Source organism: Acidobacteriota bacterium (genome assembly GCA_016716905.1).
Taxonomy (GTDB): domain Bacteria; phylum Acidobacteriota; class Vicinamibacteria; order Vicinamibacterales; family SCN-69-37; genus SYFT01.
In genome coordinates, this window is record JADJUS010000022.1 from 868,127 (window position 1) to 894,089 (window position 25,963).

22 protein-coding genes and 1 pseudogene are annotated in these 25,963 nt (G+C 65.3%); 5 read left to right on the top strand and 18 right to left on the bottom strand.

Annotated elements, in window-relative coordinates:
* Positions 1-5 precede the first annotated feature (5 nt).
* Positions 6-692 carry a hypothetical protein gene (locus IPL75_19865; protein ID MBK9242454.1) on the top strand — a complete coding sequence of 229 codons (687 nt, stop codon included), beginning with the start codon at positions 6-8 and terminating at the stop codon, positions 690-692.
* On the top strand, positions 674-1,207 hold the full coding sequence (locus IPL75_19870; GenBank protein ID MBK9242455.1) for a hypothetical protein: 534 nt from the start codon (positions 674-676) through the stop codon (positions 1,205-1,207). The genes IPL75_19865 and IPL75_19870 overlap by 19 nt, the downstream gene beginning before the upstream one ends.
* A gap of 546 nt (positions 1,208-1,753) precedes the next feature.
* Here IPL75_19870 and wecB read toward each other — a convergent pair.
* From wecB to IPL75_19950, 16 genes and pseudogenes are all read right to left on the bottom strand, one after another.
* Entirely contained in the window at positions 1,754-2,929 is a 1,176-nt protein-coding gene (wecB, locus tag IPL75_19875) for a UDP-N-acetylglucosamine 2-epimerase (non-hydrolyzing) (protein ID MBK9242456.1), read from the bottom strand.
* A complete protein-coding gene (locus IPL75_19880) occupies positions 2,926-3,420 on the bottom strand; it encodes an Rrf2 family transcriptional regulator (GenBank protein ID MBK9242457.1) in 495 nt (164 codons plus the stop codon). The genes wecB and IPL75_19880 overlap by 4 nt, the downstream gene beginning before the upstream one ends.
* A 7-nt stretch (positions 3,421-3,427) precedes the next feature.
* Positions 3,428-3,904, bottom strand: coding sequence for a GNAT family N-acetyltransferase (locus IPL75_19885; GenBank protein MBK9242458.1), 477 nt, complete (start codon positions 3,902-3,904; stop codon positions 3,428-3,430).
* A 4-nt stretch (positions 3,905-3,908) separates the two neighbouring features.
* Positions 3,909-4,625 carry an SDR family oxidoreductase gene (locus tag IPL75_19890; protein MBK9242459.1) on the bottom strand — a complete coding sequence of 239 codons (717 nt, stop codon included), beginning with the start codon at positions 4,623-4,625 and terminating at the stop codon, positions 3,909-3,911.
* Positions 4,626-4,636: 11 nt separating this feature from the next.
* On the bottom strand, positions 4,637-5,476 hold the full coding sequence (bcrD, locus tag IPL75_19895; GenBank protein MBK9242460.1) for a benzoyl-CoA reductase subunit D: 840 nt from the start codon (positions 5,474-5,476) through the stop codon (positions 4,637-4,639).
* A gap of 34 nt (positions 5,477-5,510) precedes the next feature.
* Complete coding sequence (locus tag IPL75_19900) at positions 5,511-6,824, bottom strand: benzoyl-CoA reductase subunit A (GenBank protein ID MBK9242461.1); 1,314 nt, start codon at positions 6,822-6,824, stop codon at positions 5,511-5,513.
* Complete coding sequence (gene bcrB, locus IPL75_19905; GenBank protein MBK9242462.1) at positions 6,821-8,104, bottom strand: benzoyl-CoA reductase subunit B; 1,284 nt, start codon at positions 8,102-8,104, stop codon at positions 6,821-6,823. Before bcrB ends, IPL75_19900 begins: the two co-directional genes overlap by 4 nt.
* Entirely contained in the window at positions 8,101-9,267 is a 1,167-nt protein-coding gene (bcrC, locus tag IPL75_19910; protein ID MBK9242463.1) for a benzoyl-CoA reductase subunit C, read from the bottom strand. The genes bcrB and bcrC overlap by 4 nt, the downstream gene beginning before the upstream one ends.
* Positions 9,268-9,272: 5 nt before the next feature.
* Positions 9,273-10,043, bottom strand: a complete 771-nt coding sequence (locus IPL75_19915) for an enoyl-CoA hydratase/isomerase family protein (protein MBK9242464.1) — start codon at positions 10,041-10,043, stop codon at positions 9,273-9,275.
* Positions 10,036-10,497: a GNAT family N-acetyltransferase gene (locus tag IPL75_19920; protein ID MBK9242465.1), complete on the bottom strand. Its 462-nt coding sequence runs from the start codon at positions 10,495-10,497 to the stop codon at positions 10,036-10,038. The genes IPL75_19915 and IPL75_19920 overlap by 8 nt, the downstream gene beginning before the upstream one ends.
* Positions 10,494-11,585 (bottom strand): 6-oxocyclohex-1-ene-1-carbonyl-CoA hydratase, encoded by a 1,092-nt coding sequence (gene oah / locus IPL75_19925; GenBank protein MBK9242466.1) that lies wholly within the window; start codon positions 11,583-11,585, stop codon positions 10,494-10,496. Before oah ends, IPL75_19920 begins: the two co-directional genes overlap by 4 nt.
* Positions 11,582-12,619 (bottom strand): 6-hydroxycyclohex-1-ene-1-carbonyl-CoA dehydrogenase, encoded by a 1,038-nt coding sequence (gene had / locus IPL75_19930; protein ID MBK9242467.1) that lies wholly within the window; start codon positions 12,617-12,619, stop codon positions 11,582-11,584. The genes oah and had overlap by 4 nt, the downstream gene beginning before the upstream one ends.
* Positions 12,620-12,764: 145 nt before the next feature.
* Positions 12,765-13,586, bottom strand: coding sequence for an energy transducer TonB (locus IPL75_19935; GenBank protein ID MBK9242468.1), 822 nt, complete (start codon positions 13,584-13,586; stop codon positions 12,765-12,767).
* Positions 13,583-15,700: a VWA domain-containing protein gene (locus IPL75_19940; GenBank protein MBK9242469.1), complete on the bottom strand. Its 2,118-nt coding sequence runs from the start codon at positions 15,698-15,700 to the stop codon at positions 13,583-13,585. Before IPL75_19940 ends, IPL75_19935 begins: the two co-directional genes overlap by 4 nt.
* 10 nt (positions 15,701-15,710) lie before the next feature.
* On the bottom strand, positions 15,711-18,134 hold the full coding sequence (locus IPL75_19945) for a TonB-dependent receptor (protein MBK9242470.1): 2,424 nt from the start codon (positions 18,132-18,134) through the stop codon (positions 15,711-15,713).
* A pseudogene (locus IPL75_19950) lies at positions 18,131-18,425 on the bottom strand (hypothetical protein). Before IPL75_19950 ends, IPL75_19945 begins: the two are co-directional and overlap by 4 nt.
* Positions 18,426-19,152: 727 nt before the next feature.
* Here IPL75_19950 and IPL75_19955 point away from each other — a divergent pair.
* Positions 19,153-21,078 carry an ATP-dependent DNA helicase RecQ gene (locus tag IPL75_19955; GenBank protein MBK9242471.1) on the top strand — a complete coding sequence of 642 codons (1,926 nt, stop codon included), beginning with the start codon at positions 19,153-19,155 and terminating at the stop codon, positions 21,076-21,078.
* A 103-nt stretch (positions 21,079-21,181) separates the two neighbouring features.
* Here IPL75_19955 and IPL75_19960 read toward each other — a convergent pair whose 3' ends face one another.
* The gene (locus IPL75_19960) at positions 21,182-21,631 is read right to left on the bottom strand and encodes a YhcH/YjgK/YiaL family protein (protein ID MBK9242472.1); all 450 of its coding nucleotides are present in this window, start codon (positions 21,629-21,631) and stop codon (positions 21,182-21,184) included.
* Between the two features lie 40 nt (positions 21,632-21,671).
* On the opposite strand from IPL75_19960, the gene IPL75_19965 reads away from it, so the two are divergent.
* Together IPL75_19965 and IPL75_19970 are read left to right on the top strand one after the other, a co-directional pair.
* Complete coding sequence (locus IPL75_19965) at positions 21,672-22,922, top strand: hypothetical protein (protein ID MBK9242473.1); 1,251 nt, start codon at positions 21,672-21,674, stop codon at positions 22,920-22,922.
* Positions 22,923-22,947: 25 nt separating this feature from the next.
* Positions 22,948-23,793, top strand: coding sequence for a hypothetical protein (locus IPL75_19970; protein MBK9242474.1), 846 nt, complete (start codon positions 22,948-22,950; stop codon positions 23,791-23,793).
* A 174-nt stretch (positions 23,794-23,967) separates the two neighbouring features.
* On the opposite strand, the gene IPL75_19975 is transcribed toward IPL75_19970, so the two are convergent.
* The gene (locus IPL75_19975) at positions 23,968-25,926 is read right to left on the bottom strand and encodes an ankyrin repeat domain-containing protein (protein ID MBK9242475.1); all 1,959 of its coding nucleotides are present in this window, start codon (positions 25,924-25,926) and stop codon (positions 23,968-23,970) included.
* Positions 25,927-25,963 lie beyond the last annotated feature (37 nt).

The following is a 25,963-nucleotide window of genomic DNA, read 5'->3' on the forward strand; positions in this document are numbered from 1 at the left end:
AGTCTGTGGCTGGCGGCATCAGCGGTATTCGCGCCATCGCCCTGCTGGCGGTGTATCTGGGCATCAGCGTCTGCGCCTCATCGTTCGGCATCCCGGCATGGCTGACGTGCGTCGCCACGTTTGCGGCGCTGTTTGCCTGGTTTCGTATCTGGCCGCATCTGATCACGCTCGTGGTGATCTTTGGCATGTACGGCTTGGTGCTCGGCATGCCGCGCCCGGAGCCGTGGCCCGAGGCGCTGCGGTTGGTGCTCAACGACACCTCGCAGTTTTCGCTGCGGGTGCTGCTGTACCTGATCGTGCCGATGATCTTCTTCACATCCGTTGTGGACCCCTACCAGTTGGCCCGCGATATCGCACGATTGCGAATTCCTGGCGCCGGTCCCGTGCTCCAACTCATCGGATCGATTCGCCTGGCCGTGTTCAACCGGCTTGGGGAAATTGACTCGCACCTTGCCGTGCGGGGTATCAACTCGGCGTCGGGCGTGGGGCGATTGCGCACGGTCGGCCTGTGGACCGTGCCGTTGCTGGCCGCGCTCATCACCGAAGCGGCCAACCGCTCGGCTTATTGCCAGATGCTCGGCCTGCCGTTTCCGCCGACACTGGCCGCCACCAGGTCACCCGTCGGCCCCGTGGACATCGCGTTGTTTGCCTGCGCCGGAGGACTGCTACTGCTGTGGCGATTTACGTCCTGACGTCCAACCCAAACGTGATTGACTTCGACCACGCCGGCCTGCAGCGGCGCGTGGAGGCCGCGCTCGGCGTCCCGGTGGCGGTGTATCGTCCGCTTTCGTTTGTCGAACACAGCGGATTCAGCGAAACGGTCAGGGAAGAAATTGGCCTCGTCCTTTCCAATCACCATGAAGATCAGCCGCCCCTCCGACAGTTCGACGCGTTCGTCCAGGCCTGGGATCTGGGTGCCCACCTGGACCGGCGCGTCCTGGATCTTTCAGGCGGCTGGCGCAAGTTCCTGGGCCTGGCGCTGTTCATGAACCGACCCCTGCCGGCGCGATTGCTCCTTGATGCCACCAGTCACTTGAGCGACGCGCGAATACGCACGTTGCTCGCGCGTGCGGCCGAACAGGGCGATGCCGTGTTCTGCGAGTACGATCCCCAACTGTTGCTGGCGCTTCCCGCAGACGCGAGTGCGCCCGCGGCACCACCGCTCAGGCGGCTGAATGACGACGGCACAACGGTGGCCGAGGCATGAGCCTGTTACGCCTCGACAGCGTGAGCTTCCGGTACGGAACCTCTGCTCCAGTGCTGAGCGACGTCTCGTTCGTCCTGCAGGCCGGCGAATCCGCACTCGTGCTTGGCGACAATGGATCCGGCAAGAGCACGCTCGGCCGGCTGATCGGCGGGCTGCTGCGGCCCACCACAGGCACCATCTTCATTGGGGGTGAGCCACTGGATCGCGTGCCCGTGCGGGCGCGGCCCTCCAAGACGATCTACGTGTCGCAGGTAAGTTACCTGCAGTTCTTTCGCGCCTCGCTTGCGGATGAGATCACGTTGGCGGCGAAACAGTCCGGGCACCCTCCACCCGCCGAGGAGACGATCGCGCGCTTCAGCCTGCCGTCGCTCGAGACCAATCCGCGGGACCTCACCTATCCGGAAATGTGGCGGCTGCAATTGCTGCTGCTCGGCGCGGTGTTCCGCCCTTCCGTGATGTTCATCGACGAGATCGTCGCTCCCGGCGCACGAGAACAACGCGAGGCTCTGGAATTCACTCTGGCGCAACGCCACGCGCAGGGCCGCGTCACGCTCCTGGCGTATCAGCGATCCCTCGACACGCACTTCGATCGGGTGTTTTGGGTGAAGGGGGGCAGGGCACTGGGCCGGTCGGCCAGTCCCGAAGGACTCGGGCAATCCGTTGGGCTGCATGACCGTCCCACAAGTCGGGACGACGTGCCCTGAAGACCCGTCCGCCGTCGAGAATCTCTGTGACGATGGCAATGGCCTTGTGGACGTCGTCGCCCGCCAGGATGTTGGTGCCCTGTTCGATCGTGATGGGACGCTCCGTGTTTGGCCGTAACGTCACGCACGGCACGCCGAGCGCGGTCGTTTCATCCTGCACCCCGCCAGAATCGGTCAGCACCACGGCCGCATGCATCATGAGATTCATGAACTCGAGGTAGCCCAGAGCCTCGACGACCACCACCCGTGATGCGCGCAACCGGACAGCGAGACCTGTCTCTTCCAGACGGTTCACTGTCCGAGGGTGCGCGGGAAACACAACATCCAGGCGAACGGCCAACGCCATGAGGACCTCGACAATACGTGTGAGTGCCCTCGGATCGTCCACGTTAGACGGCCGATGAAGCGTCACGAGCACGTACGGCGCGGCCGCGCCGATCGTTGATGACATGTCGAGCGCTGCGGCCGCTTCCCGGTGGCGTTCCAACGTGTCGATCATGGTGTTGCCCACGAAGTGGGCGCGTGCGACGTCAATGCCCTCGCGCGCGAGATTCGCGATCGCCCCCTGCTCGGTGACAAAGAGCAGCGAGGCAAGCGCATCGGTCAGCACTCGATTGACCTCCTCAGGCATCGTGCGATCGAAACTGCGCAGTCCGGCTTCGACGTGCACCACCGGGATCTGCAGTCGCGATGCCGCCATCGCCGCGGCGACGGTCGAGTTGACGTCACCAAACACGATAACCGCTTCGGGCGGGTTCGCCACGAAGTCGGCCTCGAGCGCGATCATCGCCCGGCCCGTCTGCTCGGTGGCTGTGCCGGATCCCACCGCGAGATTGCTGTCTGGCGCGGGCATGCCCAACTGCCGGAAGAACACGTCTGACAACCGATCATCGTAATGCTGGCCTGTGTGGACCAGCCGCACGCGCCATCCCGACTCCGGTGCGCGCAGGGCGTCCACGACGGGCGCGGCTTTCATGAAATTCGGGCGAGCCCCCACCACGAGGGTGGCGGGCCTCATGACACGCGCGTCGGCCGGGTGTTTCGCGTGGACTTGGGAACCGTCAAGGCCACCGGAACGACGTCTGGCTGTCGAGTGTGCGGTCGCTGCCGGATGAGCGTCTTCAAGGTCACAGATTCATACGTGGTCTGGATCAGCTGATCCACTTCATGAAACAGCCACTGCACGCCACACACCGATCCGGCCGGGCACGGCTCGCCGGGAGGCGTGTGCACGGCGCACGTGCCTGCCTGCCGAGGCCGCTCGAAGACATGCATCACATCGAGCACCGTAATTTTGGACGCCGGCCGGGCGAGCCGATACCCGCCGCCGATGCCACGAGTGCCTGACGCCAGACCGGCGCGCACCATCTGCTGGAACACCTTGGCCAGCGCGCCTTCGGGAATCCGGTAGCGCGCGGCCACGGCAGACACCGTGGTGGGGGCCTCTCCCGCCTTCGCCATTTCGGCAGCCGCGTACAGCGCATAACGCGCAAACTTGCTGACGTTCATCGATATCTCAGGTTCGCGTACGTGCCAGGTCCAGGTCCAGACATAACCTGGGCGCCAGGGCGAATCCTTCGTGCTGGAAAAACGTGATCAATTCGGGATTGCGCCAGGAGACTTCGGTCTGCAGGGTCCGAATCCCGAGACCAAGCAGATTCGTGCGCAGTTGGTCCACAAGCGCCGATGCCACATGACGGCCGCGATAGTCGGGATGGACGCCGACAACATCGAGCACCGCCGCAGGTTCGACCACACCGAACTCGCCGTAATAGAGACGCGCCAGCAGGAATCCGACCACGTGGTCGTCGAGTTCGGCGGCAAGTGAGACGGCAATGCCCGTGTCCGCGAACGCCTGCTTCATCTTGATGGCCAGAAACCGGTCACGCCGGCGCCCGGCCGCCGCTTCGTCTATGGCCGTGATGGGCCCGATATCGTCGGGACGCAGGTTCCTGATCAGTACGAGGTCACGGGCCGGGTTGTCATTGTCCATATCGCTACCCAATCAACTGCCCACCATCCACACGCAACACTTGTCCCGTGACATGGCGCGCTAAATCCGACACCAAAAACACCGTGGCCCGCGCCACATCGTCGGGCTCGCCCAGCCGCGCGAGGGCAGATTCATCAACGGCGCGCTGGCGAATGTCTCCGGGCAACGAGGCGGTCATGGGCGTCGTGATCCAGCCTGGTGCGAGCGCGTTGACGCGAATTCCGAAGCCTCCGAGCTCGCGAGCGGCGGTGCGAGCCAGCGCGTTCACACCCGCCTTGCTGGCGGCGTACGACGACTGGCCGACTTTTCCTCGTTCGCCATTGATGGACGAGATCAGGACAATGGCGCCGGCTCCAACGCGCCGCATGGCCGGCACCGATGCGTGAAGCAGGTGGAACGCCGACGTGAGATTCGTGGCGATCACCAGATTCCAGTCTTCGGTTCGGGCCTTCCACAGGCGCGCGTCACGGGTGATTCCCGCCGCGTGCACCAGGATGTCGAGACGGCCCGACCGCCGGTCAACCTCCAGCACCGCCGCGGCGACAGCGGCTTCGTCTGTCACGTTGCACGCGATCTGGATCGCCCCTTCGGGCGGAGTACGACCCGCCTGGTCCAGGGAGTAGACGATGGCGCCGCATTCGAGGAGGCGGAGGCAGATGGCGGCGCCGATGGCGCCGGCGCCGCCCGAGACCACAGCGACGCGTCCGTGCAGGGTGAGCATCGCGACAAGGCTCACGACGCCACCTTCTCGCGCAACCGTTGCAGCTTCCGCGCCCGAAACGCGCCCCACAGCGCCGCGCCAATCGCGCCGGCCATCATCGAGTGTTCATGCTGCCTGATGTCCACACCCAGCTTCTGGCCGGCGGCCGCTTCGCGCAGCGCGGCCAGCAGGCCGGCGTCATTGGCGAGCCCGCCGGTGACGATCACCACCGGTGGTTTGCCGAGCGAGACCAGTAGCCGGACGGCCCGGCCGGCCATCGACGTGTGAATGCCCTTGAGGATGTTCGGCAGCGAGATGCCGCGCGAGACCATGTTGATGACGTCGGTTTCTGCGAGCACGGCGCAGATCGACGAGCAGACTTCGGGATTGTCGGCCTGCAGGGACAAGGCGCCAACCTCCTCGAGCGAGACCCCCAGGTAGCGCGCGATGTTCTCGAGGAACTGGCCAGACCCCGACGCGCACTGGCTGGTCATCCGGTAGCCCAGGACCTTGCTACGACTGTCCATGGCCACTGCGCGAGTATGCAGCGCCCCCATATCGATGATGGCCCTGGCTTCCGGCTCGAGGAACAGCCCTCCACGCGCGTGGGTGGTCATGCCGTAGAAGTGCCCCGTGCGCAGTGGGATGCTCTCTCCTTCGCCGGTGGTGGCGACGTAGCCGAGCGCCTTCCGATCCAGGCCGTTCTCTCTCAGCACATCGGTGAAGAGGCCGTCGGCCACGACATGAGCGTCGCGACGGCGGATACGTTCACTGCGGCAGGCCACGAGGCGCTCTGTACCCTCGGCGCCTGTTTCAAGAAGCGCCATCTTGATCACGGCCGAGCCGACATCCACGCCGGCCGTGAGCATCAGAGTGTCTGCAGGAGCTGTAGGCATATGACAGACCTCAATGGATCGAAGCGTCCGCGCCGGCCCGGCTCGCGTCCCTCAGGGCAAACAGGGCCGCACCGAGGGCGCCGGTGTAGATCGAGTCGTCGGAGATGTTGATGTCCAGATCGCCGTAGTGCTCGGCCAGGAGGCCGCGAAGTGCGCGCACGGCTGCGGGGTTTTTCGCCACGCCGCCGGTAAACGTGAACTCGTTGCTGATGCCACCCGACCGGGCGATGAGCGACATGGCGCGGAGGATGATGGCGCGATGAAGGCCGGCCAGGATGTCTTCGCGCTTCTCGCCAAGCGACAGCCGTTCGCGCAACTCGGCCCCGGCAAACACCGTGCATGTGGAGTTGATACGGACAGGGGCACTGGACTCGCAGGCCACCGGCCCGAGTTCGTGCAGGCCCAGGTTCATTTCATCCGCGATGTACCCCAGGTATCGTCCGCAGCCTGCCGCGCAGCGATCGTTCATCTGAAACGACGTCACGATGCCCTGATCGTCGATCTGGATGGCTTTTGTGTCCTGGCCGCCGATGTCGAGCACGGTGCGCGTGCGCGGGAACATCGCATGCGCTCCAAGGCCGTGACACAAAATCTCGGATTTGATTTGCCCCTCTGGGAACGGCAGACGCTGCCGTCCGTAACCGGTGCCGACCGAGCCGATCTGCTCGAGCTGGAGCGAGGCGATTCGCGACACCGCTTGTCCCAGCACCCCGCCGGCCGCGCCCGTGGCGGCCACCGCCGCGGCCATGTGGTCTTCAAACCGCCCGGCCGCTTCGGCCGAGTTCTCGACATCGAGAATCGATTTATCGAAGAGACCCACCACCTGGTCGTAGCCGACGCCGTGCTCCCGGCTTTCCGTCTCGGCCAGCTTCATGTAGCGGCCACCAGCCAGGTCGCGGAAGAAGTCGCTCTTGCGCCGGGTCCCTTCCGCGTAGAGCTCGGCCACCTCTGCCGCCATCTGCGACGTGATCCGTCCCACCGCGGCCCGCAGCGGCCCGCCGCCAATGAGCATGCGCCCGGCAAACCGATCGAGTTCGCGCGTCAGCACGGCCAGTTGGGAGCGGTACTGCTCGGCCCTGAACAGCCGCTCCAGTTCCCGCACCCAGCGGTCCAGTTCGGTGTCAGGCAGACCTGCGCCTTTCAGTTCGCCGCGCAGCAACGAGAAGCGCGTGTTGATGAGCGCCTCGCCCATCGCCACCTGGCACGCCACCTCATAGTTGCTGCGGCTGTTCGTGATGCCGCGACCCAGCACGGCCGCGCTCTCGTTGAGCACCACGGCCTTGGTCGTGGTAGACCCGAGATCGACGCCAACGGTGTACTTCACGCCGCACCTCCCGACTCAAGCCCTGTTGGCAGGCGCTTCTGCTCCAACATCTGGAAGTACGATTCGAGCCGGTTCTTGATGTTCGCGGCTGAAAAATAGCGCGGATCCACCAGGTCACTTTCGATGAACCCGCCGGGCCGCCCCGACAGGCGTTCCACCTCGCGCATGATGTGGAGCTGGCCGGCGCTGAACGAATTGCAGCTCTTGACCGAGTTGATGAGAAATCCGTCGGCCTCGTAGTCCTTGATGTACTGCGCCAACAGCTTGATGCGGGTGGGCAGGCCAAGATTGGTGTAGCAGCCCAGGCAGTACTCGGCCAGCGTCTCAAGCGGGCGCGACGGGTCGTGGCGGAAGCCCGTATCGTAGACACCGCCGACTTTCGTGTACGTCGAGGCTACCGCCACGGCGCCCTCATCGGAAAACATCTTCCAGAACTGGCGGAAGCTCGTCCAGTTGGGCGGCCCCTCCACCACCACACGGAAGCGCTCGCGCTCCATGTCGCCGTCGGGCGTGACCGGTCCCTCACCGGCCTTGATGCGTTCCTCGATCTCCGATCGCAACTCCCGGTAATAGTCCACGGCGGCCTGTGTGCCCCTGAAGGCGCTGAAGATCGGACCGACGTAGTACACGGCGCCGAAGTACGCATCAATCGGCGAGGGCCGGTGTTTCGCGGACTGCAGCACCCACACCAGATCGTCCTCGGCCTGAGCAGCCAGCGTCAGGTGCGCTTTGAGTCGATCCTCGTCGTACGCCCGGCCGGAAATGCGTTCCAGCGTCGGAATGATCTCGTCCTTCAGCTGCTTGACCACGTAGTCGCGCATGGAGGGCGTGATCCGGCCGTCGGGCTGATACGGCACGTGCAGCATCGCCACGGGACAGTGGTATTCCTCACGAAGCAACTCAAACCACTTGAGGAACGTGAAACAGCCGGTGTACGACAGCAGCAACACGTCAGGCTCGGGCAAACGCTGGCCCGTGGGCCCGATGTTGCCGGACTTCATCATGCCGATGTCGCTCTTCACATACGTGCACACATCCTCGGAGTGCCCCAGCTTTTCGGCCACCGCGATGTACTCGGCCGTCTTGCCCCGCATGGCCGACTGCAGCGAGTTGATCTCGGGAAGCACGGGCAACAAGTCGAAGCTGAGCAACAACTCGGTGAGGTTGCCAGGCACGAACGTGTAGGCCGTTTTTTCGCCTGTGTCAGGCGCCGCGGCAAGCCTGTCGAAGTGCTTCGCGATCATTTCCTTCTGCCGGAGCTGACTCTGGTCTTTGCTCATGCCTCACTCCATAACTTGATCGAGTCGGCAAACGTGCCCGCCTGCTCGCGGATGACCTGGAACTGACCGGTGTTCTCGGAGTACTTAAAGGCCGTCCACGGCACCCTGGTGGTTTCCACGGCGCGCACCATCATCGGCTGGTCCAGCAGCGCGGGGTCGCAGAAGCTCGGCGCGCAGAACAGCACGCCCTCGGCGCCGCTGGTTCGCACCCGGCTGTTGAGCTCCGCGCCCTTCACGCCCTGGTCGATGTACCGGGTCGGACTCGCGATGGCGTCCGACAGAAACGCCTGCACGAGGTTGCCAAGCGGGTCGCCTTCAGTGGGAATGTCGGATTTGATCCACCGATGCACCTGCACGAAGTCATCGTCAACGATGTAGCACCCGGATCGTTCAAGCGTGCGAATCAGCCCAATCGGTGGTTGTTCGCAGAAGGAGCCGGTCAGCAGCACCCTGGCTTGATCCAGGGGTTGGCGATCGTCGGCCGCGTCAACACCCGCGCGATACGCGTCAAGCAGGTCGATCGCTTCCTCAACCGGCAGCACCATGGTCGCCCGCAGCATGATGTACAACTCGGACGTCGGCACTTTCCACGGCGCCTCCTGGCGAAGCGCATAGAGGCCGCGCACGAGTGCGCGCAGGCGGTTGTAGAGCGCGATCGAGGCCGACAGTGACGCGGGGTCGTACGCGCGCGCACCGCGGGCTGTCAGATCGGCCGAGAGCGACTCGAGTTCATCGCGGTAAAACCGGCCGCCGATGTTGGGCGAGAAGTTCTGCGGCACGTCCAGGTACCGCACGAGTTTGTCCGGGAACAGGTTCTGCCAGATGCCGGACAGATTCCGGATCACGTCGCAGATGGCGGGAAAGATCACGCCGTCGAGGCAATCAAGGCTGCCGTTGAGCCCCAACTCGATCGTACTGCGGGGAATGTGGCAGATGTACGACTGGTAATACGCGTCGCCCTTGATGATCTCGAGATCGTCGCGCGCACCCAGCAGGCCAACCGGAAGCACGCCCTGCGCGTGCAGCAGCTCGCACGGAATGTAGATCGGCATGTACCCGATCGCGAGGCCGCCCGTGCGTGCTTTCCAGTCGCGCACCGCGCCAAGTTTGTAGTCGCGGTAGAGCGCCTCGGCCCGACTGCTCAACGCGGGGAGAGTGGTCATGCCGGTCATTGGTGCTTCCAGACTGGCGGCCGCTTTTCAACAAACGCCTGCAGGCCTTCAACGGCATCGTGGGTGGCCATCAACTCGTCCAGATACAGGTGCTCCAGCGCGGGAAGCTCGGTGCGCATCCTCGCAGTCAGGTCGGCCCGAACGGCCTTGACGGCCAGGCGCAGGCTCGACGCCGATCGCGACGTCAGATGCGTGCGGGCCCACGCCATCGCGGCCTCGGCGGGGTCACCATCAGTGACTTCGTCCACCAGTCCCATTACCAGTGCTTCCGGCGCAGAGACGATGCGGCCGGTGAGGCAGAGGTCTTCGCCGTGTGCGCGGCCCACTCGAGCGGGCAGCGCGATGGACGCAATGGGCGCGAAGACACCCAGGGCAATCTCCGGCTGCCCGAGCTTCGCGTCGGGAGCGGCAAAGATGCGGTGACAGAGGCTGACCACTTCCAGTCCGCCGCCAAGGCACTGGCCACGCACGGCGGCCAGCACCGTCACCTGGCACTCGAGCAGGTCCGTGACCAGCTGCCGGATGTCGGACAACATGACCGCGACGGGGCCCGGCAAGTGCTCTTGCACCGAGGCTCCGAACGAGAAGTGGCGCCCCTCGCCCTCAAGCACGATGGCCTTGAGCGGAGCCGAGGTCCGCGCCTTCCGAAACACCCCTCCCAAAGCCTCCATCGTCGGCCGGTCGAGGATGTTGCCCTTACCCCCGCCGAAGGTCACACGCCAGATGGCGCCTTCATCAAGCGGCGTAATCGTCACCAGGTCAGGCATCGGGTTCGCCTCCATCCATCAATTCGAGCTGGACATAGGGGCCACCGGCAAAGCCGTTGGTCCGGAAGAACGTGAGGACCGGAATGTTGTTGCGGCGAACCATGGTGCGCACGGTCGTGACACCGGCCGCGCGCAGACGCCGCACGGCTTCGTTGAGCAACGCCGAGGCCAGACCGTGGCGGGCGTGGGCGGGTTCCACGCCGACTTCGAGAATCCAGCCACACGGCTCGGAGCCAAACTCGAAGGCCCGCTCGTCGGCGAACAGGAACGCCGCCAGCGCGCCGTCGACCTCTGCCGCCAGCGCCACGCGCGTGCGCTCGGGTGAGCGACCAAGGAACTCGCCGAACAGCCGCGTCCAGTACGGACGCTGTTCGGCGCCCGTGTGGATGGCGTCGATGCGCACGACGTCCGCAAGGTCGCCACGGGAAAGCGACCGAATGCGTGTGCCCTTCATCGCGCGTGCGCCTGCGCCAGGATCTCTTCTGTCAGGGACTCGCCCCACACCTGTCCTTCAGCCAGCCGCCGGCGAAGGAGCAGGAAGTCCGCTTCACGGCATGACTTGCTGCCTTCGTGGAAGGCCCGGAAGCCGGCGCGTCCCTCGGTCATCATGTTGAGCGCCAGCCACGCGCGATTGCTCTCTCGATTGCGGTCCCAATGCTCGAGTTTGTGTTTCCTGACGCTCTCGATCGTCTTCGAAAGGCAGCCGGGCATGGTGTTCGCCAGCTTGAAGATCAGGTGATCGACCTCGCGGTCGAGCCTGGCGAGGTCGATGGTGCCGCTGGCCAGCACTTGCTTGCCCGCGTCCCGATCGGCGCCCGTCTTCATGTCGCCGTACACAATCTGTCCCTCGTCGAGCCAGCGGTCGGTGATGACCAGAGGGTTCGACACAAACGCGCCGTTGACGACAAGCGCCGGCACCACTTTGGTGATGAGACCGAGGCGCACGGCTTTGTGGGCGCTCCAGTGTTCGCAAAGCGTGCAACTTTCCATTGCCGCTTCGGCACCGACGAACAGAGGGAGAAAATCCGTGCTGCCGCCGTCGGGCGCCGAACCATGGCGCGGACCGGCCTGGCCAAACACCGCCAGATCCTGGGCCACGGTGAAATCGCACGCCATGCCAATCTCCTGGCCACCGGCGATGCGCATGCCGTTGACGCGGCAGATCACCGGTTTGTCGCACGCGAGGATCGCGCTCACCATGTCGTTGAAGAGGCGCATGTATTGCCGGTACTCCTCGGGACGCCCCGCGTAGTACTCGGCATACTCGGCGGTGTTGCCGCCGGTACAGAAGGCCCTGGTGCCCGACCCGGTGAACACCACCGCGACCGCCCCACGGTCATTGGAGGCCCGGCGCATGCCGAGAATGACGCCCTTGACCATCTCGGTCGTGTACGAATTGAGCTGCGACGGATTGTCGAGCGTGATGCGCACCACATGGAGGCCTGGTACCGTTTCGCCGGCCGGCGTGGTGAGTGCGGTTTCCTCATAACGAAGACCCGGCGCGGCCGCCGGCGGAATGAGGTCGTGGTCCTTGAACGTCATGCGTGAGCCTCCGGAATGAGCACAATGCGGCCGCGCGTCTTGCCGTGATGCAACTCGTCGAACACCTCGTTGATCTCGGACATTGGGCGACGGGTGATGAAGGGCTCCAGGGCCACGCGGCCGCTGAGCGCCAGCGCGACCACGGCCGGATAGTGCTCGGGGAGGCAACCCCAATTCCCCATCACGACGGCGTCAAACGCCATCAGGTTCGAGAGCCGGATCTCGACGGTCTTCGCCGTGTAGCCAACCACGCTGAGGGTGGCGCCGTGGCCAAGGAGGCCGAAGGCCAGCGACTGCCCCGCCGGGTGCCCCGATGCCTCGAAGATGCGCATGCGCCACGATGGAATGCCGCGCTCTTCACAGAGGGCACGGATCGCCTTCCGGATGACTTTGGTCTCGATCCGCGTGGAGTTGAACCCAACGGCCGCTCCGTGAGCCGAGAGTTCGGTGAGCCGATCGTCGTTCACATCAATGGCCACGACGGTGGCGCCAAGCGCCGCGCAAATCTGAACGCCGAAACCGCCCACGCCACCCACGCCGACCCACACCGCCAAATCTCCCGGCTGCACGTCGGCGCGTATCGCGGCTTGATACGGCGTCGACACCGCGTCGGCGATTACCGACAGTGCGGTCAGGTCGAGGCCGCCAGGATTGAGATCGCTGTTCAAGAGGTCGGGGACACGGCAGAGCCCACGCGCCGGTACGCGCACGTGTGTGCCGAATCCGCCGTGGACATCATTGCCCGGGAAGATCTGCGCCGGACAAATCTGCCCACGCCCCGCTCGACACGCGCCACATTCTCCGCACGGCAACACCGCCGGCACGACCACGGCTGCACCCAGCCACGGCTCCGCGCCTGCGCCGGCCTCCACGACGCGCCCGCTGATCTCGTGTCCGAGTGTGAGTGGAAACGGATGTTTCGTCGGGACGCCGTCGTAGAAGAAGCCGAGGTCGGTGTGGCACACACCGCACGCGGCCGTCTCGATCAGGACTTCGCCTGGAGCCGGCTGCTCCTCGCGCGATCGCCAGACCATTGCACTGCCGGGCTGTTCCACGACCCACGAGGTGACGTTCACGTGCCCCTCCGGTAAATAGGACAAACAGGTCCTATTTACCTATATCTCAGCAAGCGCACGCACGTCAACTGATCCGCGAGGATTCCCGAGCCGGCCGGGCTGTTTATCTCAGATTAAAGGTCATCTGGATTTCCACCAGATAGGCGACCGGCTTGCCCTGGAACCTGGCGGGCCGGAACAGCCACTGCCGCGCGGTACGGATGGCTTCCTGATCAAGACCATGGACGGCGTCGAGCGACTTCTTCACCCGCACGTCCTTGACCGCACCGCTGGCCGAAACCAGCGCTTCGAGAACGACGACGCCTTGGAGTTTCGCCCGCATGGCCTCGGTGGTGTATTTCGGGTCCAGCCCGCGCAGTAGCGTCGGCGGCTCGGCGCCGCTTCCCGGCCCCATCAGCCCGTCGCCCACGCCGCCGCCTAATCCAGGCCCCACACCGGGTCCGGTGCCAGGCCCCGACCCCGTGCCAACGCCCTTGTCGCCTCCGCCGCCGGAGCCGGCTCCGGGCGCAGGCGCATCCGCCAGGCCGTTGATGGCGCCCGCATTGAACTGGACCGCAGCGGCCGTCTGCACGGGAGCCACCGGGGTTGGAGGCGGTGGCGGCACGTCGACTTTGATGGGTTCAACCACGGCCGGCTTGGGCGCCTCGGCCTTCATCTCCAGTTTTCGGGGTGGGTCCGGCAGGTTGTTGCCTCCCCCTCCCCCGCCGCCGCCAGGGCCGACGGTGCGGACAAACACCAGATCGTATCTTTGCTCTGGCACCGGCTCAAAGACGCGCTCGGGCACCATGGACATCAGGAGCACGACCAGGGCCAGGCCGGCCCCATGGAGCAGCATCGACACCACAAACGCCCGGCCCGCCTTCCGGGCCGGTTTGTGGAAAAGCGTGGGATTGGCCGAAAGCCAGCCGCCATTCTCGGGGGTCATCGTACGTAGAATACGACGCGTGGAAACGCGAATCGGCCTGCCACCTCATCGATGATGTTGACCTGGCAGGTATAGAGGCCGGGCTCAAACGACGAGGCGGGCACCTCAAACTGAAACAGCGTCGCCTGGCGGTTCGCGGCGTCCACGGTGGCCTTGGCAACGACGGGGGTCTCGAGGACTTTGACCTGCCCGCGGTAAAACGCGATGGTCGTCCGAAGGTCGGGCAGTTTCGCAGCCGTCAGGCCGGGCTCGTACACCTCGTAATAGAAGAACATCTTCTGATCGCGTGAGACCACGTGCGTCAGATTCGGGATCATCTGCACGCCGTCCCGGATGAGCGGGTTGTCAGACTTCGCGGTGCTCGCCTGCACTTGCGTGCTCAGAACCACCGAGCTGACCTTCATGGGTTGGCGCGCCAGCTCAGGCACGTTGATGGCCGCTTCGAACGTGCCCATGAGGCCGGTGGCGTTTTCGCGTACCACGGCTTTGATCGAGAAGCGGCCTGGCGGCAACGTCATGCCCGACTGATACAGGATCTGCTTCCCGGCCAACGTCTTCTCAGTGCCCGCCGGCAACTTCATTGTCTGACGCAGCCTGCCCACCGGCATGCCGCGTTCATCCATCACCTGTCCGAGGACATCAAGCGTGATTTCCTTCAGGCCGGCGGTCACCGGCACGGCCGACCCTGGGACAGACACGGCCACCGGCACGTAGTACTTGTCGGCGGCGAGCCGGAAGTACATCGCGCTGGCAATCACGGGCAGGTCCGTCACGGAGACGGCGGCGAACAACTGCTCTTCGAGCAGCGCCTCGCGGTCGGTCTTCGAGGTGTGTGCGAAGTCGCGATCGGCGTAGTACCCGGCACGCGACTCGAGCCGGTATCCCGTATCGTTCTTTTTCAGGCGCACCTGGATGCGGCGGAAGCGCCCATCTTGATTCTTGTTGGTGCTGCTATAGCCGAGCAGGTAATAGGCGGACATGTCGCGCTGCACGCGCGCGAAGGCGTCGCCGAAGTTGTTGGTATCGGTGAACGCACGACCGCCCGTATCAGCCGCCAGTGAGACCAACGTGTCTTGCGACGCGGCCAGTTGGGAAAACTGCCGCGACATCCCGCGGCCGCTGAACATGGCCTGACCGCGGCCACTCGCCTGTCGCGCGTCTCCGCCCGGCACCACCGCCTGCAGTCCACGTGTATCGATGGGATAGATCGACACATTCGCGCGAACCGCTGCGTTGATGGCCGACCGCAGCTCCACCTGGTTGTCCTGACCGCTCCGCTGCATCCCGGCGCTGAAGTAGACAATGGCTTTTTTCTGTTCGATGAGCGTCAGTGATTCGGCCAGCGTCCGCAGCGCGCGCAGCCGCAGATCGTTGTTGAACATTTCGAGCTCGGCGGCTTCCGCGTCCGCGGCGGTCTCTTCGGTGGCTGCGGCCGCAGCCTCATCTGTCGCGGCTGTTGCGGCGGTTGGCGGCGGTGTCTCGGTGCCGTCTGAATACGAGAGCTGATTCAGCGCGGCCGACACCTTGTCGCGGTCTGCAGTGAAGTCGGTCAACACGGTGAGGATGCTGCTGACCGTGGCCACGGCCACCAGATCGGACGTGCTCATCTGCTCCGCCACGTACTTGCGAGCCGAATCGACAGAGCGCTGCACGTCTTCAGGCTGCATGGAACTGGTGTCGAACAACAGGATCACCATCCTGCGGCCCGCGAGGTCCTCGGAACGCATGGGCCCGGGTGCCGGTGTGACTTCAGCAACCGCCGCAACCGGCCGGGCGCCGCTCGCCGTGGCCGCCAGCGCCTTTTCGGCGACACCCGCCAGCAGATCGACCGAGACCACCGTCGAAGGCGCGTCCTTGATTTCTTCAAACGCAAACGTGCGCACGTCCTGCGCCCGGCCGTCCTCGATCAACTCGAAGTCCGCAGCCGTCAACCCGCGCACAACCTTGCCGTCCCGGTCGCGCACGATGACGTCCACCGACACGATGGAGAGGTTCGCCCTGAAGACGGGTGGCTTTGCCTGCGGCTGTTGCGCCGCAGGGCTGGGTGACAGCAGTGCGGCAAAGCCGACGGCAATCCCGAGTGCGGCGGAGATTCTGACGTGTGTCGTGGTCATGACGGCCTGCTTAGAACCGGAAGCGCGCGTTGAAGGTCATCGAGCGCATGGGCCGCACCGACGTAATCTGCCCGAACGACGGTGAGTTGATGCTGGTATTCACGCCGCTGTAGTTGACGGTGTTCAGCAGGTTGCTGGCATTCAGCGTCAGGCTCATCACCCGGTTGCCTCCCAGGCGGAGATCGCGTGACAGTTGTGCATTCAGCAGCCGGCTGCCAGGGCCGATCACCAGGTTGCGCGACGAGTTGCCGTAGGTGCCGGCGTCGGGAATCGAAAACGCCGATGTATTGAAGAACTGGTCGATGGTCGGATTCGAGATGCGGATGCTCGACCCGTCGTAATTCGCCCTCAGCGTTCCGCCCGCGCCACCGGCCACACTGCTCGCGGCCCCGGTCACCCTCACCGTGAGCGGCGTGCCTGACTGCAGGGTGAAGTTTGTGGTGAACCGCCAGCCGCCCAGGATGGAGCCCCAGACCCCGCCATTGGTGAAGAACCGGCGGCCGACACCAAACGGCAAATCCACATTGAGGTTGGCGTTCAGTTGATGCCGTCGGTCGAAACTCGACAGGCCCCACTCCGCCTGCAGGTCCTGGTCGTTCTGCGCCACCACCGTGCCGCCTCCACCCATCGACGATGCGTTGTCTCTTGAGCGGGCGAGGGTGTAGGACACGCCGCCGCCGATGCCGCGTACGGGCCGGCGCGTCAATCTGAACTCAGCGGCGTGCAGTCGCGACGACCCCTCGGAACTCTGCCACTCAAACGGCTGCACATCCGCAAGCAGCAATCCGCTTGGGCCGCGGTTGGGCGCGCGCACGATGTCGAGGTCCGAGCCGCGAATGTGGGTGTAACTCGCGCCCAGGTTCCAGACCTGCGTGAGGTCTCGGGAGATGTCGGCGTTGTAGGTCTGCACCATGCCGAGCACATAGTTCAGGTCCACACCGTAGTCATTGTTGACCTGGTCGGGTGTGGCCGTGGCGAGCGGATCGGTGAGCGAAAGCGGATTGGCAAGGTCACCGATTGCCGTGTTGGTTGTCGCGAACGGCGGCTGGTTGACCATCTGCCGCGCCATCGACGAATACGACCCGGCGTTGTAGCTGATGCCGTATCCGCCTCGCACGATGGTGCCCTGCGCCACGCGCCAGGCAAGTCCCACACGCGGCGCGATGTTGTTGGCGTCGGTACGAATCAATCCGTCGGGGTACGACCCGGAGTACGCTCCCTGCTGTCCGGAGATCACCGGCGTCACAGCCGTAAACCCAGGCGCAGCATCGAGATTCACCATGCGTCCGTTGGTTTCGACAAACGGCAGGATCAGCTCATACCGCAGTCCGAGATTCAGCGTCAGGTTCGCGGCCTTCCGCCAGTCGTCCTGCACATAGAGACTGAACGAGCGGCCCCGCAGGCTCACTTCACCGAGGCCATAGTTGACGGTCGCCTGCTGCGGCAGTCCCAGCAGGAAATCGGCGAAATCGTACCCGCCGCCTCTCACCTGCGCTGAGCCGCTTGAGTACAGGCCGGAGAATGTGAAGGCCCCCTGCGCGTTTGAATCTGATTGGCTCTTGGCCAGGTCCTGCCGGAAGTCGCCACCCATGCGCAATGTGTGCTGCTGGAATGGTTTCGTCATCCCGTACCCCAATGACCAGCGCGTGTCGCGACGTGTGCTCGGTGTGGTGTCACGCACACTCGAGAATGTGGAGAACGAGAGTGACGGCACGCCCCAGCTGATCGGATCGGTGGACACTCCGACAATACCGGCATTGCCGGCGACGTCTTCGACAAATCCAAAGTTGTTGGCCGTCGAAGAGGTGGTGCGCGAGTAGTTCAACGTGATCGCATGCTGGACGCGGTTCTTGGAGATGTTGATCGTGATAGGCACCGCGAGGGACGAGCCCGTGCTGGTGCCTCCGAGGTCGGGCAACACATTGGCCTGCTCGCTGCTGTTGCCGCGATACTGCACCTGCGCCGTCATGTTGATCGACAGGCCCTGATTGCCACGCCCTGCAGGCCCTCCTGCTCGACCGCCTCCGCCTCCGCCGCCTCGACCACCGCCAGCACCACGACCGGCAGCCTGCGTGAAGTTATGGGTGAGGCGCAATGTGACGTTGTTCGCCGACGAATCGCGCGTGGTCACGTAGTGGAAGTTACGGCTGGTGCCATCCAGGTTCGGCACCGGGATGAATCGCAGCAGCGCGAGCGACGCCTGGTTCAACTGTCCCTGCGGAATCTGATTGCCCGCAAAGGGCTGGCCGGTAGAAGGATCGATCAACGCTCCGCTCAGCGCAGAAAAATCGCCCGCGCGCTGCGCCAGCGTCGGCACGGTGGCGTACTGATCGAAGAGGTTGGCGCCGCGATTCCCACCGTAGGTCAAAGTAAAGGTCGTCCGGCGCGTTCCGTTATAGATGCCTGGGATGATCACCGGCCCACCCAACGTCATGCCAAAGTTCTGGCGGCTGTAGGGGTTTGTGACCGCCGGCGTATCCGACCGCAGCTGGTAGGGCGCCGATTCGAGCGCCGACCCGCTGTAGCTGTAGTTGGCCGTCGCCTGGAACAGGCTCTGCCCGCGGCCGCCACGGCCACCGATCTGGAAGTCGCCCGCGCCGCCGCGTCCAGCAGGGCCGCCGCGCCCGCCGGGCCCACCGGGGCCGCCTCTGCCCCCCGGCCCTTGCGCCGGCTCCGCACCAGGCGCAAACGTGCCGGTGGCGGGGTCAAATTCGCCGCGGGTGATCGCGCCCAGCCTGTCGCCCATCATGCCGCGATCGATGCTCGCCATCTGTCCGTTGATGGCAACCGCCTCATTCGAGAGTTCAGTGGAAAACCCTGGAGGCAGCAGAGCCATCGCGGCCTGTTCGGACTGCCGGTCGGGCGGCGCCACCTGCAAGGCGGCCGCAGCCGACTGGTCTGCCTGCACATTCAACGTGGCAAAGCGCTGGCCAGCCCCAGCGACCACCGCCGCGGGCGCCGCAAGCGACGTGGGCGCCGGTGCCACCACCGCGTTCGGCACTCGCGACGCGAGCACCAGCGCAAAATCCGTCTTCGATTGGCACGGCGGCTCGCCCATGGCCACCACCTGTTCACCACGCGCGAAGGCGGTCATCTCCACGGAGATCCGATACTCGGCCCCAGGGGGAACCGACAATTTGTAGGAACCATCAACCGCCGTCGAGGTGGCGGCCACCAGGCGTTCGCCGGCCCGCACGGTGACCGAAACACCCGGCAGTGGCGTGACGCCACTCAGCACCCGGCCGGTCACGGCGCACGTGGGCGGCGCCTGCTGGGCGCCCAGCGGCGGCAGCGACGGCCACGCCAGTGCGGCAGTCAGTGCAGCTAGCCCGCCGACAAAGAATCGCCAGGTCCGCAACGAAGCCGGTTTGGTCATGGTGCTTTGGTATACGACCCCACTTCGCACCTGTTCACACAACTGCCCTTGATCTGCCACACTCGTTAGACCGCCAATGTCCGCCGTTTCTTCCCCGCTCGACCTGCTCCACCAATATTTCGGTCATCCGGCGCTCCGGCCGCCCCAGATCCCCATAGTTGAGGCGGCCATGACCGGGGCTGATGTGCTTGCCGTCATGCCGACGGGCTCTGGCAAGTCCCTGTGCTTTCAGCTCCCGGCGGTGGCGTTGCCGGGGCTCACCCTGGTCGTTTCTCCCCTGATTTCGCTGATGAAAGACCAGGTCGATGAGCTGGTGAGACGGGGCATCGGCGCCGCAGCGCTGCACTCGGGCCAGACGGCCGACGAACGGCGCGATGTCCTCCGGCGGGCCCACAGCGGCGCGTTGCGCCTGCTTTACGTTGCTCCCGAACGTTTTGCGTCCGACTACTTCATCTCGGCCCTGCGCGACTGGCCGGTGTCCCGATTCGTGGTGGACGAGGCGCACTGCGTCTCTGAGTGGGGCCATGACTTCCGGCCCGACTACCGCCGACTCGCCGACGCCGCCGACGCCTGCCATCGGAGCGACGATGGGCCCGGACGGCCGCCGGTGCTGGCCTTCACCGCCACCGCCACTCCGGAAGTGCGCGACGACATCGTGTCGCTCCTGGGCATGCGCGAACCACAGGTGTTCGTGTCAGGTTTCGATCGGCCGAACATCGAACTACGCGTCCGCCCCGTCACCGGCGATCGCGAAAAACGTGCTCTGCTGCCTGAGCTGGTTGGCAAGAGCCGGTCGCTCGTGTACGCCTCCACGCGCAAAAGCGCTGAAGACGCATCCGAAACACTGGTTGATGCGGGCATCGCAGCAGCGGCGTATCACGCGGGGCTGAGCGACACCGAACGTACGCGCGTGCAGGACGCCTTTGCTGCGGGAACATTGCAGGTTGTGTGCGCCACCAACGCATTCGGCATGGGCATCGACCGCCCCGACCTCGAAGTGGTGGTTCACAAGGAACTGCCCGCCTCTGTCGAGGCCTATTACCAGGAAGTGGGCCGCGTGGGTCGTGACGGGCGTCAGGCGGTCGCCACACTCCTGTGGAATTACGTGGACGTGAAGACGCGTGAGTTCCTCATCGACAAACGCGACGAGGACGGAGGACGCGGCGACGTGGAATCCGATCCGGGTGACCAGGACCGTCGTCGCACCCTCGAACACCTGAAGCTCAAACGCATGGTGGCCTACGCCGACGGCACCGGGTGCCTGCGCATGACCATCCTTCGGTACTTTGGCGACCCCGAGGCGGGCGCGGATTGCCAGTCGTGCGGCAATTGCCTGCGGCGCGCAGCGCTCACTGACGATCAACTGTTGTTTGTGCGCAAGATCCTCTCGGGCGTGGCGCGCAGCGGCGAACGCTGGGGGCGGCGCAAGATCGCCGCCATGCTCGTCGGCGAGACGGAAGAACTGCCCGAAGCCCTCGCCTCACTTTCCACCACCGGGCTTCTCAAGAATCACGACCCGAAACTGGTCGAGAAGTGGCTCGATGCCCTTGTTGGTGCCGGGGCATTAACGAGTTCGCCGGATATCTACCGCACGCTGCGACTGACGTCCGTCGGCCGTGACGTGATGGCTGGACGCCAGACAACGATCACGCTTCTTGTGCCGACCGTTCGGGTCAAGGCGGCGGGAAGCGGCAAGAAGAAAAAAGCCGCCAAGGCGGGTCGGTCACCAAAGACCGGGACGGCGGCGACGGCCTCGGCGCCGGACGCGGAGCCTGCCGAGCCGGATGAAGCCATGCTGAACGCCCTCCGGGCGTGGCGACGTGATGAGGCGCGCACTCGCGCGGTGCCTGCGTATGTCGTGCTGCACGACAAGACGATTGATGCCATCGCCCAGGAGCGACCTCGCTCGCTGGCCGACCTCGGTGAAATATCGGGGATTGGTCCGGCGAAGCTCGCGGCGTATGGCGAGGCGATCCTCAAGGTCCTGAGTCCAGGGTCCTGAGTCCAGGGTCCTGTTGACCAAAACGACCTCTGAGGTAAACCAAAACGACCTCTGAGGTCATTGCCGTGGGCGCTTAGCGGTAATGACCTCAGAGGTCGTTTTGCTACGACACCGCAATCTTGAACACGACCTTGAGTACGGGCACAGGGTCGCCGATCGCCATGCCGGGCATGTGACCGTCTTCGGGCCACAGCAACACGAAGTCTCCAGGGCGCAACGTAACCTCGTCGCCTTCGCCGGTCAGCCAGAGCAGGTCTTTTGTCTCGTCATAGGGCTCGGCGACGAGGGTGTGGAGCGGCGCCACGCCGATGTGCTCTTCTCCGCTCACAACCATCTGCAGGTCGATATGAGTGCGATGCGCCTCCCACCGGCCTTCGCCCGGCCCCTTGGTCACATACCGCTGCACCAGCGCGCGCACATCATCTCCGCCAACGGGATAAGTCCCGTCTGGCATCGCGGTGAAGTCTGTGGCGAGGGCGAAATCGAACGCCCGCGCAAACCGCGGCCCAAGGCACCGATACCGTTCGTGGAGCGCGAGAAGATCCTTGACCATGGCGCGCATGCTACCAGAGAGAAGGTAGAATCGCGACGCCATGTCGGCCTCGATCTTTGATGAACTCGCGGGTCAACTCGACGCGCTCCTCGCCGGCGCGATGCGGCGCGAGTACGCCGATCACCTGGCCTCCTCGTCGGCCACCATGGGTGACGCCCTCGGTCAGCTTCGGCTGGCCATGCGCACCCACACCTGGAGCGGCGCCGGTCAGCGAGCGTCAGTGGCGCGCGCGATCATCTCGTGCGACCAGCGCACCCGAGCCGAGGGGTTTCACGCACTGCACGATTGGGACGGCATCGCCGATCACGTCAACCCCGAGATCATTCCTGTTGACGTGCTGGACTTCGTGCGCCGGGTGCGCGGCGAAGGCCGCCCCGACTCGGCCACCCTGTTGATTCTGGTTGACTACTACTTCTTCCACCTGTTGTCCCTCCTCGCGTTGCGCGTGTGGGACACCGGGAGTCCTGACGACGCGCTGGGCCGCGTCGGCGGGCTCGTGAATCACCTGCAGGGGCCACGCGGCAGCGGCCAGCCGTTCGTCGCCGACCCGGAGACCCTGCTGCTGATTGCCACGTCGCACTACGAGCCAGACGAACGCGGCTACGAATCCCTGCTCCGCCAGGTTCACGATCTATCCACAGAGCGGCAGCTCGCCGTGGCGTTGGGTCACGCCGCCAGCATGGGTGCGCACCTCAGATTCGGTTTTCACGCCACCTACGCGCGCAGCACGGAAGCGATGCGTGATGACAACGTCGCCGACTATCCCTGGTTGCACTACGCGGCGGACTTGGTCCTTCGGGAGTACGAGCGGCAAGCGGGTGGAGGGACTGGTGGCCCTGCCGAGGCGGTCGTCGTAGAGGCGCTCTTTGGCAGCCTCACGGCCGATACGTCTTCGCTTCTGGACTCGAGCACTTTCAGCGAGCGCCTTCGCGCGCTGGCCAACCGCCTGCGTCCGGCCTTTGCCGCGCTCGACCCGCTCGAGGCCGAGTACTCACCACTCTCCCTGTTCTTCAACTTCTCCCACAACGTCCTGAAGGGCACCTTGATCGACGCCATGCTGCGCGGCGACGCCTGGACCGTGTCGTTCAACGACCTGCTGACAGGCGCGGCCGGTGGGGGCAGCCCGCTCGGGTCACGCGCGGCATTGGCAGACACCCTGATGGGGTATGCCCGCCGCCATCCCCAGCGAATCCGCGGCCAACTCATGCCGGTGATCGTCTATGACCCGCCGGCGGGCCGTCTCGTTCACCAGGCCACGATGGCGCGCCTGGAGGCCGCCATCGCGTTATGATGGGCCGTCCCAACTGGAGGTTTCGATGCGACGACGATTGAGCGGGCGCTACAGGCAGACGGCTTTGATGGTGTGCGCATGCACCCTGGTGCTCGCAGTTGCGACGCGTGCGCAGCAGGCGCCCGCGCCGGCGGCCACGCTGGTGCCGGTTGCCGCCAGTTCTCTCCTGCTGCATCCCGACCTGTATCTCGGCAAGACGGTCTCGGTTTTCGGCACCGTGGAGCAAAACCTCTCGGCCACCACGTTCTCGATGGATCAGGACGCGAAGAAACCCGCGATGAGCGACCTGCTCATCGTCGCGCCCACCCTGAACGCGCAGCCCAAGGCCGGCACCTACATGACCGTGGTCGGCGTGGTGATGCGATTCGACCAGGCAGAGATTCAGAAGCGGTCCAGCGCCTACAAGCTGGACCTGGCGCCGAACGTCAGCGAGCGATACCGCGGGCAGGTCATGGTGTTCGCCACGTCGGTGGTGGATCCGGGCATGGTCGATCTGGCGAAAGTATTGCCCACGCCAATGACGCCCGAAGAAGAGGCGTTCGACAAAGTCATGAAGCAGGTCAATCCCGCCTCAGCGGAACTGCGGCGTGCGTCAGAGGCCTCCGACAAGGCCGCGGTGACTGCCCAGACGGCGTTGCTCGGAAAGTTGTTTGGCGAAACCAAGAAGTTCTTTGAGACACGCGCCAAGGCCGACGCGGTGGCCTGGGCCACGGAGGGTGTGGCCTTGATGGCGGCAATCGAGAAGTCGGCGGCGGCGAATCAGTGGCCTGACGTGCAGGCGTCCACAGCGAAGGTCACCCCACTCTGCCAGCAGTGCCACGCAGCGCACCGCGAGAGACAGGAAGACGGGACGTTCAGAGTAAAGAAATAGTCCAGGGTCCAGAGTCCAGGGTCCAGGGTTCGTGGAGCCTGCGCCTTGCGGCGCCGGGGCTTTCCTTGGATTACAGGATCCGATGAACTAAACCAAGCAAGACCTGCGAAGCAGATCCAGGAACTCTGGACCCTGGACCCTGGACCCTGGACCCTGGACCCTGGACTCAGGACGCTAGCAGCTCTGGCATCTATTGTTGTTCTTCGCGCCCATCTTCTCGAGGAGCGCGATGGTCTCGGGGAACGGGGAGATGCGAGAGACCGGCCCGTTCGCCATGTCCACGGTGGTTTGACCACGGCGGCTGATGGCCTTGGGGTCGGCGCCCTTTGAGACCAGATACAGGATCAACTCGTTGTCGCCACGCGCTGCGGCGTGGTGCATCGCGGTGTAGCCGTCGCTATCGCGGCTGTTCACGTCCGCCCCAAGTTCCTCCACGAGGTACTTGACCGTGGCAAGCCACGCATCGGGAGCATGCCGGTGGGCATTGCCAGCGAAGCCTTCGCCGTATTCGGAGCCGGCCGCCGCATGAAGGGGGAACACGCCGGGGCCGCCGCGCGGAACCGGAGGAACACCAGACGGGTCCATCGCGGGTGTTGTCGGCGCCGGTGCCGCAGGCGCCGCTGCGCCGTCGGGTCCGCCGCCGCGACCACCACCGCCGCCGCCACCGCGACCACCTGCACCGCCGGCGCGACCCGCCGCCGCCACATAGGTCGGGATGTTCGGGTCTGCGCCGTTCTTGACCAGGAAGCGCATCGCTTCAACGTCGGTGCCGTAGGCCGCGCGCCAGAACGCCGTGGCACCTGCCGAATTCGACAGGCCGCAGTTCGCGTTGCCGCAGTCGGTGTAGACCATGTACCAGGGATGCACGCGAATCCGCGCGTTCACGTCGGCGCCCTTGTCGATCAGCGCCTGCATCACCGTGATGTAGTCGGCCTTCTGCGCGTCCATCTCCTGCGGCTGCGGAAACCGCGTGCGCGGCTGCCAGCGTGCGTTGATGGTGGCCCACAGTGGCGTCACGCCATGGCTGTCGGATGAGAGGTTCACGTCGGCGCCACGGCGAATCAGCTCCATGGCGACGTCGAACTGTCCGTTGATCAGCGCGACGAGCAGGGGGCTGTGGCCATCACCGGTTTTTTCGTCTTTGAGCGCACCGGCGTCGAGCAGCGCGATGCTCGTGGCCAGATACCCCTGGCGCACCGCGTGATGCAATGCGGACAACCCGCCTTTGGCTGAGATGTTGGGGAGCGGCGTTTCCTGATTGCCCGCCGTGACCGGCGCGCCGGCGGCGTCGGGCCCACCCGCCGCGTCAGCCGCACCACGCCCGCCACCAGCCCCGCGTCCGGGCGCGGCAGGCGCCGCTTCCGGTGCCGCGCCACCGCGGCCTCCACGTCCACCTGCTGCACCGCCTGCGGCCGGCGGCTCGGGCAACTTGCCGCTCACGTAGAACTCGCGGGCGGCCTCAATCGCGCCCTGCATCTGGCTCGGGGTTGGCTCTGCGCCGCGGGTCACCGCGCTCGCCAGCACCTGACGCTGCAGGGTCTGTGCCTGGCGCGCCTGTGCGCCGAACACCGTCATATCAAGAGCCTTCGTCTTGCCCTTCACGTCGGCGCCACGGGCAATCAGGAGCTTCACGGCGTCCAGCCGATCAGCCGACGCCGCGAAGATCAGCGGCGTCTGTTCCCACTCCGTCTCTTTGGCGTTGATCTCGGCGCCTTTGTCGAGCAGCAGCGTCATCACCGCGGTGTTGCCCGCGGTGGCCGCCAGGTGCAGCGGCGTCACGCCGCCGGTGGATGTCTTCACCGAGACGGGCGCCTGCGCCTTCAACAGCGCCTCCACAGCCGCCGGACTTCCTGCGCGCGCCGCCAGGTGCAACGGCGTGTACTGACCGATGCGGGTCACGGCCGACACGTTGGCTCCGGCAAAGACCAGCATCGACACCATCGCGTCGTCGCCACGGTCAGCGGCCCAGTGCAGCGCGGTCATGCCGTCGCCGTGTGGCGCGTTGACGTCCGCGCCCTGCGCCAACAACGTGCGCAACGCGGTCGTGTCGGCGCGACGCGCGGCGTCGGCCACCGGGGTCGCTTGTGCCGACACCGTTGCGGTCGCAACCGCAGCCAGGCAGACCGCAACCATTAGGGAAGCACTTATGCGGCGCATATGAGACATCACA

Coding starts and splice junctions, on each gene's coding strand:
- wecB (MBK9242456.1), bottom strand. CDS start 2,929: ATGAGGCCCGCCACCCTCGTGGTGGGGGCTCGCCCGAATTTCATGAAA.
- IPL75_19880 (MBK9242457.1), bottom strand. CDS start 3,420: ATGAACGTCAGCAAGTTTGCGCGTTATGCGCTGTACGCGGCTGCCGAA.
- IPL75_19885 (MBK9242458.1), bottom strand. CDS start 3,904: ATGGACAATGACAACCCGGCCCGTGACCTCGTACTGATCAGGAACCTG.
- IPL75_19890 (MBK9242459.1), bottom strand. CDS start 4,625: ATGCTCACCCTGCACGGACGCGTCGCTGTGGTCTCGGGCGGCGCCGGC.
- bcrB (MBK9242462.1), bottom strand. CDS start 8,104: ATGAGCAAAGACCAGAGTCAGCTCCGGCAGAAGGAAATGATCGCGAAG.
- bcrC (MBK9242463.1), bottom strand. CDS start 9,267: ATGACCACTCTCCCCGCGTTGAGCAGTCGGGCCGAGGCGCTCTACCGC.
- IPL75_19915 (MBK9242464.1), bottom strand. CDS start 10,043: ATGCCTGACCTGGTGACGATTACGCCGCTTGATGAAGGCGCCATCTGG.
- IPL75_19920 (MBK9242465.1), bottom strand. CDS start 10,497: ATGAAGGGCACACGCATTCGGTCGCTTTCCCGTGGCGACCTTGCGGAC.
- oah (MBK9242466.1), bottom strand. CDS start 11,585: ATGACGTTCAAGGACCACGACCTCATTCCGCCGGCGGCCGCGCCGGGT.
- had (MBK9242467.1), bottom strand. CDS start 12,619: ATGGTCTGGCGATCGCGCGAGGAGCAGCCGGCTCCAGGCGAAGTCCTG.
- IPL75_19935 (MBK9242468.1), bottom strand. CDS start 13,586: ATGACCCCCGAGAATGGCGGCTGGCTTTCGGCCAATCCCACGCTTTTC.
- IPL75_19940 (MBK9242469.1), bottom strand. CDS start 15,700: ATGACCACGACACACGTCAGAATCTCCGCCGCACTCGGGATTGCCGTC.
- IPL75_19945 (MBK9242470.1), bottom strand. CDS start 18,134: ATGACGTTGGGTGGGCCGGTGATCATCCCAGGCATCTATAACGGAACG.
- IPL75_19955 (MBK9242471.1), top strand. CDS start 19,153: ATGTCCGCCGTTTCTTCCCCGCTCGACCTGCTCCACCAATATTTCGGT.
- IPL75_19960 (MBK9242472.1), bottom strand. CDS start 21,631: ATGGTCAAGGATCTTCTCGCGCTCCACGAACGGTATCGGTGCCTTGGG.
- IPL75_19965 (MBK9242473.1), top strand. CDS start 21,672: ATGTCGGCCTCGATCTTTGATGAACTCGCGGGTCAACTCGACGCGCTC.
- IPL75_19970 (MBK9242474.1), top strand. CDS start 22,948: ATGCGACGACGATTGAGCGGGCGCTACAGGCAGACGGCTTTGATGGTG.
- IPL75_19975 (MBK9242475.1), bottom strand. CDS start 25,926: ATGGTTGCGGTCTGCCTGGCTGCGGTTGCGACCGCAACGGTGTCGGCA.